The following is a 14,157-nucleotide window of genomic DNA, read 5'->3' as shown; positions in this document are numbered from 1 at the left end:
GCCCCCGCAGGAATGCGCTTCCCAGCGCGGCACCAACTCCGGATGAGGGTGAACGCGCATTCCGAGGAGGTACCCCCGGAGTGGCCCCCGACCCCACCCCCGCACGGAGCGCGCGATGCCCCGCGGGGCAACGCCGGCCAACGCGGGCAACGCCGGCCAACGCCGGCCAACGAGGAGCAGCCCGCGGCGCCCGGGGCCTCAGGGGCGCGGAGAACCGCGCGAACGACCCATCACAGCGGACGGTCCCGGCAGGAACAGCCCAGGGCGCCCACGAGGGCCCTGCGGAGAAGGGAGAATGCGGGGGTGCGCTATTTCGTGCTGGGGGTCACCGAGGCGAGGCAGCGCGACGGCGCCCCCGTCGCGCTCGGCGGCGGGCGCGTGCGGGCGCTCGCGGCCGCGCTGGCCCTGAGCGCCGGCCGCCCCGTCCCCACGGACACCCTCATCGAGTACGTATGGGCCGCGGACCCGCCCGCGGACGCGACGGGTGCCCTCCAGGCCCTGGTCGCCCGGCTGCGCAAAGCGCTGGGCCGCGACGCGGTGACGTCGGAGCCGGGCGGCTACCGCCTCGCCGCCGAGCCCGACGCAGTCGACCTCTTCGTGTTCGAGCGGCTCGTCCACGAGGCCGAGGAAGCCCTCGCGGCAAGCGACCCGCGGCTCGCGTCGGAGGTGCTGGCCCGTGGCCTGGCCCTGTGGCGCGGCCCCGCGCTCGCCGACCTCCCGGAGCGCGCCGTCCCCGCCGCCCGCCCCGAGGCCCTGCGCCGTACCGCCCAGCGGCTCCGCGTGGACGCGGAACTCGCGCTGGGCCGCGCCGCCGACGTACTCCCCGAGCTGCGCGAGGCCGTCCTCGCGTACCCCCTCGACGAGGTCTTCCGCGTGCAGCTGATCAGCGCGCTGCGCGCCACCGGCCGGACCGCCGACGCCCTCGTGGCGTACGAAGAGGCCCGCGAGACCCTCGCCGACGTCCTGGGCGCGGACCCCGGCCCGGAGCTGCGCGCCCTGCACGCCGACCTGCTGCGGCAGGGCGAGGAGCCCGCCCCGGGCAGCACCCGGCGGCCACCGGAGGCGCCCGACCGGCCGCGCCCCGCAGGGAATCTGCGCGCCCGCCTCACGAGCTTCGTCGGCCGCGAGACCGACCTGCGCGACCTGGACGCGGACATCGCCCACGCCCGCCTCGTGACTCTCACCGGCCCCGGCGGTACGGGCAAGACCCGACTCGCCCAGGAGGCCGCGGAGGCGGCGGCCGCCGGCTTCCCGGACGGCGTGTGGCTCGCGGAGCTGGCCCCGCTCGACGACCCCGCCGCGATCCCGTACGCCGTGCTGAACGCCCTGGGCCGCCGTGACGCGCACGTCCTGGGCGCGGGGCCGATGCGGCCGGAGCCGCACGGCGAGGATCCGGTGGCGCGGCTGCTGGAGCACTGCGCGTCGCGCCGCCTGCTGCTCGTGCTGGACAACTGCGAGCACCTGATCGCGGCGGCGGCGACGCTCACCGCCGAGCTGCTCGCCGCCTGCCCGGCCGTCACGGTGCTGGCCACCAGCCGCGAGCCGCTGGGCGTCCCCGGCGAGGTGGTCCGCCCGGTCGAGCCGCTGCCCCTCCCCACGGCCCACCGCCTGTTCGCCGAGCGCGCCGCCGCCGTACGCCCCGCCGCGGCCCCGTACGCCAACGGCGCCGCGGCGGACGGGAGCGCCGCCGATGACGAGGCCGTGACGGAGATCTGCCGGCGGCTGGACGGACTGCCGCTCGCGATCGAGCTGGCCGCCGCCCGGCTGCGGGCACTCACCCCGCAGCAGATCGCACAGCGGCTCGACGACCGCTTCCGGCTGCTGACCAGCGGCAGCCGCACCGTGCTGCCGCGCCAGCAGACGCTGCGCGCGGTCGTCGACTGGAGCTGGGACCTGCTCACGGACGGCGAGCGCGCCGCGCTGTGCGCGCTGAGCGTCTTCGCGGGCGGCTGCACGCTGGCCGCCGCCGAGGCCGTGTGCGGCCCGGACGCGTTGGAGACGGTCGCGCAGCTCGTCGACAAATCCCTCGTCGTGGCGGACCTGCGGCCGTCCGGCAGCGGCGGCGACGCGACCGGTGACGGCCCGCACGTCCGCTACCGGCTGCTGGAGACCATCCACGAATACGCCGTGGAACGCGCCGCCGAGCGCCCCGCCGGGCTGGAGCGCGCCGCCCGCGCGCACACCGCGTACTACCGCGACCTCGCCCGTACCGCCGACGACCGGCTGCGCGGCGCCGACCAGCTGCGCTGGCTGGAGGTGCTGGAGGCCGAGCTGGACAACATCCGGGCCGCGCTGCACCGCGCGATCGAAGCGGGCGACGAGCCGGACGCGCTCGCGATCGTGCTGGCCATGGGCTGGTTCTGGTGGCTGCGCAATTACCGCGACGAAGCGGACGGCTGGCTCGGCCGCGCGCTCGCGCTCAGCGAGGACGCGCCCGAGGACACCACCCACCCGCTCTACTGGCCGCGCACCGACGCGCTGATGACCCTCTTCTTCGTCAAGAGCGACCAGGGCTCCGAGGCGCAGTTCGCCACGCCGCAGTGGCTCGCCCTCGCCGAGCGACTGGAGCGCGCCTACCGCCACGGCGGCCCGCACGCGGCGCGCTTCCCCGGCATCGTCTGGCCCTTCACCGCCTACGTCGTGCACGGCGGCAAGGAGGTCCTGCTCGGCGGCACCCCCGAGATCCGCCGCAACACGTCGGCGGTCGTCGCCAACTGCCGCGCCTACGGAGGCGACTGGGAGCTGGCGACGGCGCTGCTGCTGCACACCCACATGGCGGTCGACTCGCCCGGCGGCCTGCCCGCCGCCGACGCCGCCCGCGCCGAACTCGCGGAGCTGACCGGCCGCCTCGCCGACCGCTGGATCCTCGCCCAGGCCCACGGCGCCGCCGGCGAGATCGCGATGGCCCGCGGCGACTACCGGGCGGCGCGCGCCGACCTGGAGGAGGCCCAGCGGCTCGGCACCGAACTGGGCGCCTTCGCCGAGTCCGCGTTCCTGCTCGCCCGGATGGCCGAGATCGCCTACCGCGACGGCGACCACGAGGAGGCGCACCGGCTGCTGGCCCGCGCCGACGACGCGGCCGAGCGCTACACCGTCTGGGACGCGCGCACCTACGTGCGCTACCTCGGCGGCATGCTGCGGCTGTGGGAGGGGGATGTGCCCGGGGCGCGCCGGATGTGCGAGCTGGCGGCAGGGCACGTCGGCGACGGCACCCCGCCGCCGGTCTTCCACGCGCTGCTCGCGAGCCTGTCCGCACGCATCACCACCGCCGAGGGGCGGCCCCGCGCTGCGCTCGCCGAGCTGGACCAGGCGCTGCGGCTCGCCCTCGCGGCCGGCCCGACCGAGCTGGTCGTCGGGTCGCTGCTGGACATCGCCGCCGAGGCGTTGTCCGCCGCCGGCGACGCGTACTCCGCGGCCCGGCTGCTGTCCGCCGCCGACGCCGTACGGGGCCCGCTCCCGCGCAGCGCCCCCGAACGCGAATCCGCCGCCGCGGTCGCCGCCCGTACGGCCGAGGCACTGCCGCCGGAGCGGCTCGAGGAGGCGCGCGAGCGGGGCGCGGCCCTCGACCCGCATGCGGCGGCGGACCTGATCACCGCCCTCACGGTGGCGCCCGCGGGCCCCGCCGACCCCGCGGATCTCGCCGGGGAATAGCCGCGGCGGGCGGCGGCCTTATCCACTTGAAGCTTCAAGGAATACTGGAGCGCGGCCGCAGCCCACCGGAAGTGAGAGGTCCCCGTGAAGGTCGAGATCTACAGCGACATCGCCTGCCCCTGGTGCTACGTGGGCAAGGCCCGCTTCGAGCGCGCGCTCGCGGCCTTCCCGAAGGCCGCCGCCGTCGAGGTCGTCTACAAGCCCTTCCAGCTCGACCCGTCCGCCCCGCACGAGCCGCGCCCGCACCACGACGTGCTCGCGGCGAAGTACGGGCCGCAGGCCCGCGCCATGGACGCGCGCGTCACGGCGCTCGGCGCCGACGAGGGCATCACCTTCGACTTCGACACGGTGCTGGAGAACAACTCGCTGCTCGCCCACCGCCTGCTCCGCTTCGCCCTCGACACGTACGGCCCCGCCGTCCAGACCCGACTCAAGGGCAAGCTCATGGCCGGCCACTTCGGTGAGGGCCTCGACATCGGCGACCGCGCGCAGCTGGCGGACACCGCGGTCGCCGCGGGCCTCGACCGCGACGCCGTCACCGCCTTCCTCGCCGGCGACGCGCTCACGAAGGAGGTCCTCGCGGACATCGACGAGGCCCGCGAGCTGGGCATCTCCGCGGTGCCGACCTTCGTCTTCGAGGGCAGGTGGGCCGTCCAGGGCGGCCAGGAGACGTCCGTCTTCCTCCAGGCCCTCGAGCAGATCTCCCGCGAGTCCTCCGCGGCTCCGACGACGGAGGACGCCGACTCCTGCGCCGACGGCGCCTGCGCGGTCCCCTCGCCGGCGGAGCACTGAGCGCTGCCGCGCCGGGTGAGTCCCGGGGCCCCCTCCGCGTAGGGCGGCGCGCGTCTTCGGGGGCGCGTGGGGGCGCCTCGTCGTGCCCCGGCCTGTCCGGCCCGGCACGCGCGGCCGCAGAACGCTCGCCCGGCGCGGGCAGGCGCGGCCGGAAACGGCCGGCCCGCGCGGCAGGCGCTACGCGCAGGTGAGGACGGAGTCCGCCCAGTCCGCGAGGCCCGTGCGGTCGCGAGGCGAAGCCTCCGGGGTGACGGTCAGCGTGATCGTCGTACGGCCCGCGAGCGGAACGTGAACCGGTACGGCGGGGTCGCCCGCGCGCAGGACCGGTGAGGTCCAGAGCCGCCGGCCGTCGCCGTCGACGGCGAAGCGGACGCCCGACCGCAGCCCCCGCCCCAGATCGTCGACGCCCGCCATCGCGTCGTACGCGACGCAAGTCCGGTTGAGGTCGATCGTCACGCTCGACGGCGCGTGCACGCTGATGCCGTGCGCATACGTCGTGCCCCCGACGCGGAGCCCCCAGCGGTCCCACCACCAGCTGCCGGAGGCGAGGCCGCCGAGGCGGATCGTGGGCTCGTCCCGGGTGCCCGGCAGGCCGCTGACGCGCAGCGAGTTGACCTTGTACGCGACCGGCGCCGCCGTCGGCTCGGGAGTGGGCGGCGGGGCGGGCGCCTCGGTGGGCGTCGACTCGTGCGTCGGCGTCGGCTCGTGCGTCGGCTTCGGGGCGGGCGGCGGGGGCGCAGGACGCGTCGCGGCGGGCTCGGGCGGCGGCGAGGTCGTACGGGCGGGCGCCGCGGGCGGCGGAGGCGGCTCGGGGGCGGGCTTGGGCTGCGGCTCGGGGGAGGGCGGCGGGACCGTCGCCGCGGGCGCGGCGGGCGGCGCCGGAACGGGCGGTTTGGCCTGCGGCTTCGGCTTGCCGTCGCCGCCCGCGGCGAGGGCGAGGGCCGTCGCGGCGGCGGCCACCACCACCGCCGCCGCGATGCCGATCTTGGCGGGCAGCCCGAGCCCCTCGCCCGCGGCCCCGCCCGCCGCGGTGGACCCGCCGGAGCCGGAACCCGCAGCGGCGGCCGCGGCTCCTCCCGCGGCGGCGGCACCTCCGGCGACGGCCACGACCCCCGCGGCCTTGGCGGCGTAGACCGCGGCGAACCAGCCGATGTACGCGACCGGCAGCAGCCCCTTGAGCGTCGAGTTGAGGTCGGCGAGTTCGAGGGAGGCCGCCGTGCAGCGCTCGCAGTCCTTCAGATGCCGGTTCAGCTCGCGGTCGGCGCGCATCCGCAGGCCGCCGCGCGCGTGCGCGCCGAGCCGGTCGGCGTACCGCGCGCAGTCCCCGGCCCGGGTGAGGGCCGAGCTGACGTGCGCCTGCAAGTACGCCTGGCGTAGCCCCTCCCGCGCGCGGTGCGCGAGGACGGCGGTGGCGTTCGCCGTCAGCCCCAGCAGCGGGGCGATGTCGCTGGGCGACTCCTCCTCCACCGCCGTGTGCCACAGCACGGTCTGCCACCGCTCGGGCAGCGTACGGAACGCCTTGACGGCGAGCGACTGCTCGGCGTGCCGCATGGCGCGCACGTCGGCGGCCGGTTCGCTCGCGGCGGCCCCGGTCCCGGCGCCCTCCGCGGTGACGGCGAAGACGGCGAAGTCCTCGACGAGCTGCTCACGCCGCGCGCTGCTGCTCCACGACGCGGCGACCCGCCGGACGGTGGTGAGCAGGTACGCGCGCACCGCGGACTGCGGCCCGCTGCCGCCGCGGATGGCCTGGAGCGTACGGGCGAACACCTCGCCGGTGAGGTCCTCCGCGGTGTGCGCGTCGCGGCAGCACGTACGGGCGTAGCGGCGTACGGCCTGGGCGTGGCGCCGGTAGAGCTCCTCGTAGGCGCTGTCCCGGCCGGCCCGGACCTGGTCGACTAGTTCGGCGTCGGAGCGCTCGGGCTGCTCGGACCCCGCGTGCCCCTGCGCGCCGCCCGGCACGTGGTCCGGCGTGCCGCCGCCCGCGGGGCGCGCTGCGGCGTACCCCGGGTCCGGACGCGCCGCCGGGTCGCGCTGACCCGGGACCCTGCGCGCCGGCTCCTCGCCGCTTTCCGCGGCAGCGGAGGCGCTGGTCTCGCCGTTGGCCTCATCCACGCGCCAAGCGTGGCACAGCCAGGGCCCCCAGGGCCCCGGGCCCGTACGGAACCACCCTTCCGTGGGAGATCGTTCACGCTTCCTCCACGCCCCCGCGAGCCCGCGCCGCGGAGCGTCCCTCAGCCGCGCCCGCCCAGCCGGGCACGCCAGGGGCGCGTGGGGCACCTCCCGGGCGAAGCCCGGGGAGAACTGCGCGAGCAACCACCCACCGGCCGGTGGTCCTGGGAGCACCTCCCAGGCGGAGCTCTGGGAGAGGACCGAACTGCCCCTTCGGGCCGGTGACGACGTGACGGCACGTCGTGGCTGGTCGCGCAGTTCTCCCCCAGGCTTCGCCCGGGAGGTGCCCCCACGCACCCCTGAAAACGCTCGCCCCCCGGTGCAGCCGCACCGGGATGCTCACCCCTGTGCGGCAGCGCAGAACGCTGGTCCTGTGGTGCAGCCGCACCGGGATGCTCACCCCGCGCGGGAGCGCAGGATGCTCACCCGGCGCGGCAGCGCAGAACGCTCGCCCCCCCGGTGCAGCCGCACCGGGATGCTCACCCCGCGCGGGAGCGCAGGACGCTCACCCGGCGCGGCAGCGCCGTGCCTCCCCGGCGGGGTCAGCGGGAGCGGAGGCCCTCCAGGAGGATGTCGAGGAGCCGCGCCGAAGCCGCCGCCTGCTGCGCGGCATCCGGCAGGGACGGAGCCGCCGTCGCGATGACGAGCAGCACGTCCGCGACGGAGACGTCCGTCCGCAGCTCTCCCGCGGCGCGGGCCCGCTCCACGAGCTGGCCCACCACGTCGAGCAGCGTGCGTATCCCGTCCTGCTCCTCGATCGCGTCGTTCGCCCCCGCCCCGGCGGCCGGCGCGGCGGGAGCCGGAGTCGGAGTCGGAGCGGCGGCGGAAGCCGCGTGGTCGCGCAGGACCCCGGCGAGGACCGCGTCCTCGCCGGACCGCACGCGCTGCTGCGGCACCCGCGCGGCGTCGTCCTCCGGGTCGTCGTGCGGCTGCACCCGCAGCACCTGCGGCGGCAGCAGCCGTCCGGCGCCGGAGGCGACGGAGGTGCGCAGGAAGCGGGCCAGCGCGGACCACGCCTCCTCCTCCTGGCCCAGTGCGGCGCGCGCCTGTTCCGTCAGCCGCGCGGTCTCCTCCTCGGCGATCCGCCGGACCAGCACGTCCTTGCTCGGGAAGCGCCGGTAGACGGTGCCGACCCCGACCCGGGCGCGCCGGGCGACGTCCTCCATCGGCGCGCCGTAGCCGAGCTCGCCGAAGACCTCACGGGCGGCGCGGAGCACGTGCTCCAGATTGCGCTGGGCGTCCACCCGGAGGGGTGCCGCCCGGCCCGTGCCCCCCTCCGCAGCCGCGGCCGATGTCAATTTTGCGTACTCGAGATGCATATGTGTCTCCCCCGGTAATCCGAATGTCTCCCCCCGGAGACTCCCCACCCTTAAAGATCGTGCACGCGCGTCACCGCGCAGCACTACGAGAAACGAACATAGTTGAGGCTGCGTCAAGAATGAAGGGGGTGTGATCCGTGGGACAGGAGATCGTTTCGTGCGGGGGCGGGACAGCTTCCCGCGTCTGCGGCGTTTGCCCGATGATCACCCCATGCGCCCGCGGGCTCCCGGCCTGCGAGGGGGCCGGTTCCGGCGAATCGCGCCGTCCGCCCTGTGGACAAACGGTGTCCGCCCATTGCGTCATGGAGCAATGACGACGGAGTCGGCGGCCATGGCCAGGGCAAGCACACCGCGCATTCTTGTGGTCGGCGGTGGTTACGTCGGCATGTACACGGCGTTGCAGCTCCAGCGAAAGCTGCGGCTGAAACGCGGCGAGGCCGAGATCATGGTCGTCGAGCCGCAGCCGTACATGACCTACCAGCCGTTTCTCCCCGAAGCGGCCGCCGGATCGATCTCCCCGCGGCACGTCGTCGTACCTCTGCGCCGGGTCCTGGACCGCTGCCGGATCGTCGCCGGCGAGGTCCGCTCGGTCGACCACGACAAGCGTGTCGCGGCCGTCGTCACGCCCGCCACCGAGGAGGAGGGCGGCGGTGCCACCGAGATCGGTTACGACCAGCTCGTCCTCGCCCCCGGCTCGATCTCCCGCATCCTGCCGGTGCCGGGCCTGGCCGATTACGGGATCGGCTTCAAGACCGTCGAGGAGGCCATCGGGCTGCGCAACCACGTGCTCGAACAGCTCGACATCGCCTCCTCCACCCGCGACGCGGACGTCCGCGAGGCGGCCCTGACCTTCGTCTTCGTCGGCGGCGGCTACGCGGGAGTGGAAGCGCTCGGCGAGCTGGAGAACATGGCCCGCTACGCCCTGCGCTATTACCACAACATCCGCGCCGAGGACATGAAGTGGGTGCTGGTGGAGGCCACCGACCGCATCCTCCCCGAGGTCGGCGAGCAGCTCGGCCGCTACGCCGTCAGGGAGTTGCGCGGCCGCAACATCGACATCCGCCTGGAGACCCGGCTGGAGTCCTGCGAGAACCGCGTCGCCGTCCTCTCCGACGGCTCGCGGCTGCCGACCAGAACGGTGGTGTGGACCGCCGGCGTCAAACCCGCGCCGCTGCTCGCCGCAACGGGTCTGCCGCTCGACGACCGCGGCCGGCTGCGTGCCGACGCCACCCTCCGCGTCGCCGGCCACCCCGGCGCCTGGGCGGCCGGCGACGCGGCCGCCGTCCCGGACCTCACCGCCGGCCGCGAGGGCGCCCTGTGCGCGCCCAACGCCCAGCACGCCGTACGCCAGGCCAAGGTGCTGGCCCGCAACATCGCCGCCGAGATGCGCGGCGAGCCGCTGACCGAATACCGCCACAAGTACGTCGGCTCGGTCGCCTCGCTCGGCCTGCACGAGGGCGTCGCCCTGCTCTACGGGCGCCGCCTCACCGGCTACCCGGCATGGCTGATGCACCGCGTCTACCACCTCAGCCGGGTGCCGACCGCGAACCGCAAGTCCAAGGTGCTCGCGGAGTGGATCCTGTCCGGCCTCTTCAAGCGCGAGATCGTCTCGCTCGGCTCCCTGGAGCATCCGCGCGCCGAGTTCGAGCACGCGGCGGGACGCGACGGCGACACCGGCGACAGCCGGGGCGGCACCGGTGACACCGGCGACGGCCCGGACCGCCCGAGCCGCGGCGACACCGACCCGCCACGCGCGTGAGCGCCCCCGCGCGCGCCGGGCGCACCACGGCGCGATTCCCTCGCAGGCCCACATTCGGCCACACTGGACGGGTGACGACCCGTGCGGCAGCACCTGCAATGAGTGACAAATACGAGGAATCGGACGTTTGAACCTCACGCGTTGGAGCGCCCGGCTCCCCGGAACACAGCGACGCGGAGCCGTCCCGGCGGCCCGCGGCAAGACCGCCGACCCCGCTGCCGCACCAGCGGGCATCGCGACCGGCGGCACGGACGCCGCCCCCGCCCCGGCCGGCCCCGCCGACCCCTCCGCAGCAGGTCACCCCGGCACCCCGGCCACCCCGCAGGATCGGCCGACCGTCCTCGACGGCGCCGGCGCGGCCGTCGCCGCGATGCTCAGCCAGCTGCCCGCGCTCATCGCCGTCACCCACGGGCCCGACCACACCGTCGGCTTCGTCAACGACTCCTACACCGACGTCTTCGGCCCCCGCCCCACCGGCGCCCCCGCCCGCGACGCCCTGCCCGAACTCTCCGAACTCGGCCTGCTCCCGCTCATGGACCAGGTCCACCGCAGCGGCCGCCCGCGTACGGTCAAGGCCCGCAAGGTCACCCGGGCGGACCACGCCGCCGTCACCCGTCAGGGTTACTTCACCTTCACCTGCACCCCCGTCCACGCCGACGACCCCGACCCCGCCCGCCGCGGCGTCCTGGTCTTCGCCGCCGACGTCACCGACCAGGTCCAGTCCGCCGAGCGCCTCCGGGAGAGCGAGCGGCGCATCCACGAGACCGCCGTCACCCTCCAGCGCAGCCTGCTGCCCCAGCAGCTCGAACAGCCCGACGACCTGCGCCTCGCCGCCACCTACCAGCCCGGCGGCACCGACGCGGCAGTCGGCGGCGACTGGTACGACGTGATCACCCTCGGCGCCGGACGCACCGCCCTCGTGATCGGCGACGTGATGGGCCGCGGGGTCCGCGCCGCCGCCGTCATGGGCCAGCTCCGCACCGCCGTACGTGCCTACGCCCGCCTCGACCTGCCCCCGCACGAGGTCATCCAGCTCCTCGACGGGCTCGCCGCCGAGATCGACGCCACCCAGATCGCCACCTGCGTCTACGCCGTCCACGACCCCAGCGAGGGCCGCCTCGCCTACGCCAGCGCCGGCCACCTCCCGCTCCTCATCCGCCACCCGGACGGCACGGTCGAGCGCACCGACGAGCCCACCGGCCCCCCGCTCGGCACGGGCGGCTGGACCCACAACTCCGCGACCGTCCCCTTCGGCCCCGGCTGCACCGCGGTCCTCTACACCGACGGCCTCATCGAGCGCCGCGGCGAGGACATCGAGGACGGCGTCACCACCCTCATGCGCGCGCTCGCCGGCGCCACCGGCGCCCCCCAGGTCATCTGCGACCGCCTGCTGCGCGCCCTCGGCGTCACCGGCCAGCACGACGACGACGTCGCCGTCCTGGTCCTGCAGTACCCCGACCACACCGGTCTCCCCGACGGCGAGGTCTTCCGCAACGCCTCCCTCGACCTGCTCGGCGGCATCGAGGCCGCCCCCCGCGCCCGCGCCTTCGCCACCGGAGTCCTCGCCTCCTGGCGCTTCCCCGTCGAACTCCGCGACCTCGGCGTCCTCGCGGCGAGCGAACTCGTCGCCAACTCCCTCAAGCACGGCACCCCACCCATGAAGCTGCGCCTGCGCCGCACCGACCGCCGCCTCGTGATCGAGGTCACCGACGGCGACGAGCACCTGCCGCGCCGCCGCCGTGCGGAGCCCGCCGACGAGGCGGGCCGAGGCATCTCGATCATCGCGACGATCGCCACGTCCTGGGGCTCCCGCCGTACGCCCGGCGGCGGCAAGGCAGTGTGGTGCGAATTCGCCCTCCCGGGCTGAGGCGAAGGGAGCTGCCCTCCGCGGAGGGCGGTGCGCACGAGCTTTCGGCCGCGCCGCCGGGCGAGCGTTCCGGTCTGCCGCGCCCGGTGGATACCCAGGCGCATGGGGACCGCGCGCGCTCAGCCACCCACCGTCCGGTGGCCGGAGCGGGCCGCGCTGCCCGCTTTGGGCCGGTGGCGGCCCACGCCCGGTGGCGGGTTGCTCGCGCAGTCCCCGCGCCCCTGGTGGGCACCGCCCTCCGCGGAGGGCCGGCGTCAGGCCACCGGAGCCGGCACGGGGGCCGGGTCGTTCGCGGGGTGGACGGCCACCACGCGGGAGCGGTGCGGCGCGTCCTGCTCACCCGTGAGCGTGCGGCCCAGCCGCACAGCCAGCACGGAGACGCCGAGAGAGCAGCCCACGAGCAGCACGACGTACACGTCGTACGCCCTCGCGGCGGCGACAAGGCCGCCCACCGCGGGCCCGATCGCCAGCGCCAACTGCTTGACCAGCGCAAACGCCGCGTTGTAGCGCCCGACCATGCCCTCGGGGGCAAGATCGGCGACGAGCGGCGACACGGTCGGCGCGAGCATCGCCTCGCCCAGCCCGAACAGCGCGTACGTGCTGATGATCGCCACCACGGCCACCGCGTGGTGCCCGTGCAGGAGCCCGGACGCCCCCGCGACCAGCCAGGCCACGGCCCAGACCACGCCGACGGCCGCGATCACCGCGCTGCGCCGCCGCCGCTCGACGAGCCGCAGCACCACGAACTGCGCGAGCACGATCGCCGCCGTGTTCGCGGCCAGCGCCACGCCGAGCATCGCGGGCGAGATCCGCGTCACGGTCACCGCGAAGGCTGAGAGCCCCGACTCGAACTGCCCGTAGCACGCGAAGAACAGCACGAAGCCGAGCACGCACAGCAGCACCATGGCTCGATGCCGCAGCAGCACGTTCCAGCCACCGCCGGAGGCACCCGGGACCCGCTCGTCCGCGCCGGCGGCGCGCGGCAGCCGCACGGTGGCGACGACCGCGCCGAGCACCAGGAACATCGCCGCCTCGATGGCGAAGAGCCGGATGAACGACGACGCGTGCGCGGTGTCCACGATCAGCCCGCCCATGAGCCCGCCGACGCCGAGCCCCAGGTTGGCCAGGAAGAACTGCGTCGCGAACGCGCGGGAGCGGGTCGCCGGCGTCGAGCACCACACGATCATCGTGGCCAGCGCGGGCTGCACCACGGAGATGCCCGCCCCCAGCGCACCTGCGGCGGCGATCACCACGGCCTCGCTGCCGGACAGCCCGAGCCCGAGCGATCCCGCGGCCGCGAGCACGGTGCCCGCGACGGCGACCGGTACGGGCCCGCGCCGGTCGATGGCGCGCCCGGTGAAGGGCAGCACGAAGAGCGCGGCGACGGCGAAGGCCGCCAGCACCACACCCGCGACCCCGGCGCCGAGGCCCCGCACCTGCGACACGTACACGAAGGTGAAGGGCACGGTGAAGCCGTTCCCGAACGCGCTCAGGGCGTTCCCCAGCTGAATACGGCGCAGCGCGGCGCCCGTGGCGTTGTTCACGGCTCTCCCTCCGGGTGGTCCCGAGCGGTACGGCTTCGGTTTGAAGACTTGACAACTAAAGTTCGAAGCTAAAGAGTACATGCCGAAGGGCTTTAGAGCAAAGCCTTCCGTGCCATACTCGGGAGCATGACCTCAGCCGCAGGCTCAGCCGGTGCGCCCCAGGAACTGGACCTCGACGCCCAGATCGCCGCCTACCAGCGTGAATTTCCCGAGGTCGACCCCCAGGTCGAGAAGGTCGTCACCGCCCTGGGCCGGCTCAACCGCCGGATGAACGTCGCGTACGGCCGGCAGCTCGTCGACCTCGGCATCAGCAACGCCGAGTGGGAGGTCCTCAAGGCCCTCGTGGTCGTCGGCACCCCGTACCAGCTGGGCCCCGGCGACCTGGCGAAACGCCTGGGCCTCACTCCGGCCGCCATGACCCACCGCATCGACCGCCTCGTCACCGAGGGCCTGGTCACCCGCGAGCGGGACGAGGCCAACCGCGTCCGCGTCATCGTGGAGCTGACGGACGAGGGCCGCGAGAAGTGGCTCCAGACCATGCGCCTGGCCGCCGCCTTCGAGGACGACCTCCTCCAGGACCTCACCACGGGGGAACGCGCCATCCTCGGCGAGATGCTCACCCGTCTCCTCCGCCGCGTCGAGACCAGCCAGCCCGACGCCGGCGGCCGCCTGGAAGACCTCGACTGACCCCCTCCTGCCGAGCCACGGGGGCCTCTCGCGGGGACCCTGATCACCGGGGGTTGACACGCTCGGCGAGCGTGCGTAATGTTCTCCGGGTTGTCCGACGTGAGCGCCGATCTCTGGTCGGTCCCCGGACAGCCATCCCGCAGGAACCATTTCGATTCGACCGCGTCGACGGCCGTTGTGCCGTCGTCACCGCTGTCGTCCCGTCGTGTGTTTTTACGGAATGCAGGCAGACTTTCGCTCGACCGGCCGATTTGGCCGGAGCGAAGGAAGTCCGCTAAAGTCTCACTCGTCGGAACGGCCCAACAGCCGGAAAGACAAACCCCGCTGACTGGGGGTCAGGCACTGGAAAGCGTCTGATAGAGTCGGAAC

8 protein-coding genes are annotated in these 14,157 nt (G+C 75.1%); 5 read left to right on the top strand and 3 right to left on the bottom strand.

Going from position 1 to position 14,157, the window contains the following annotated elements; genetic code table 11:
• Positions 1-303 precede the first annotated feature (303 nt).
• Together IH54_RS0137415 and IH54_RS0137410 are read left to right on the top strand one after the other, a co-directional pair.
• Positions 304-3,651 (top strand): BTAD domain-containing putative transcriptional regulator, encoded by a 3,348-nt coding sequence (locus IH54_RS0137415; RefSeq protein ID WP_052398313.1) that lies wholly within the window; start codon positions 304-306, stop codon positions 3,649-3,651.
• Positions 3,652-3,735: 84 nt separating this feature from the next.
• Positions 3,736-4,443 carry a DsbA family oxidoreductase gene (locus IH54_RS0137410; RefSeq protein WP_031525680.1) on the top strand — a complete coding sequence of 236 codons (708 nt, stop codon included), beginning with the start codon at positions 3,736-3,738 and terminating at the stop codon, positions 4,441-4,443.
• A 177-nt stretch (positions 4,444-4,620) separates the two neighbouring features.
• Here the strand turns inward: IH54_RS0137410 and IH54_RS0137405 are convergent, their stop codons facing one another.
• Positions 4,621-6,555 (bottom strand): sigma-70 family RNA polymerase sigma factor, encoded by a 1,935-nt coding sequence (locus IH54_RS0137405; protein WP_234344250.1) that lies wholly within the window; start codon positions 6,553-6,555, stop codon positions 4,621-4,623.
• A 599-nt stretch (positions 6,556-7,154) separates the two neighbouring features.
• Positions 7,155-7,931 carry a TetR/AcrR family transcriptional regulator gene (locus tag IH54_RS0137400; RefSeq protein WP_031525675.1) on the bottom strand — a complete coding sequence of 259 codons (777 nt, stop codon included), beginning with the start codon at positions 7,929-7,931 and terminating at the stop codon, positions 7,155-7,157.
• 310 nt (positions 7,932-8,241) lie between these two features.
• Here IH54_RS0137400 and IH54_RS0137395 point away from each other — a divergent pair, with 310 nt between their 5' ends.
• Together IH54_RS0137395 and IH54_RS0137390 are read left to right on the top strand one after the other, a co-directional pair.
• Positions 8,242-9,690 (top strand): NAD(P)/FAD-dependent oxidoreductase, encoded by a 1,449-nt coding sequence (locus IH54_RS0137395; RefSeq protein ID WP_234344248.1) that lies wholly within the window; start codon positions 8,242-8,244, stop codon positions 9,688-9,690.
• A gap of 127 nt (positions 9,691-9,817) precedes the next feature.
• Positions 9,818-11,557: an ATP-binding SpoIIE family protein phosphatase gene (locus IH54_RS0137390; RefSeq protein WP_031525669.1), complete on the top strand. Its 1,740-nt coding sequence runs from the start codon at positions 9,818-9,820 to the stop codon at positions 11,555-11,557.
• Positions 11,558-11,811: 254 nt separating this feature from the next.
• Here the strand turns inward: IH54_RS0137390 and IH54_RS0137385 are convergent, their stop codons facing one another.
• Positions 11,812-13,101: an MFS transporter gene (locus tag IH54_RS0137385; protein ID WP_031525667.1), complete on the bottom strand. Its 1,290-nt coding sequence runs from the start codon at positions 13,099-13,101 to the stop codon at positions 11,812-11,814.
• Positions 13,102-13,227: 126 nt separating this feature from the next.
• Here IH54_RS0137385 and IH54_RS0137380 point away from each other — a divergent pair, with 126 nt between their 5' ends.
• Entirely contained in the window at positions 13,228-13,788 is a 561-nt protein-coding gene (locus IH54_RS0137380; protein ID WP_031525665.1) for a MarR family winged helix-turn-helix transcriptional regulator, read from the top strand.
• The last annotated feature ends 369 nt before the right edge of the window (positions 13,789-14,157 follow it).

Origin of the sequence: Streptomyces sp. NRRL F-5123 (assembly GCF_000721495.1) — a bacterium.
GTDB lineage: Bacteria > Actinomycetota > Actinomycetes > Streptomycetales > Streptomycetaceae > Actinacidiphila.
Note: the sequence above shows the minus strand (reverse complement) of the source record. Positions and strands in the feature narration are given on the sequence as shown.

Coding starts and splice junctions, on each gene's coding strand:
- IH54_RS0137380 (WP_031525665.1), top strand. CDS start 13,228: ATGACCTCAGCCGCAGGCTCAGCCGGTGCGCCCCAGGAACTGGACCTC.
- IH54_RS0137395 (WP_234344248.1), top strand. CDS start 8,242: ATGACGACGGAGTCGGCGGCCATGGCCAGGGCAAGCACACCGCGCATT.
- IH54_RS0137400 (WP_031525675.1), bottom strand. CDS start 7,931: ATGCATCTCGAGTACGCAAAATTGACATCGGCCGCGGCTGCGGAGGGG.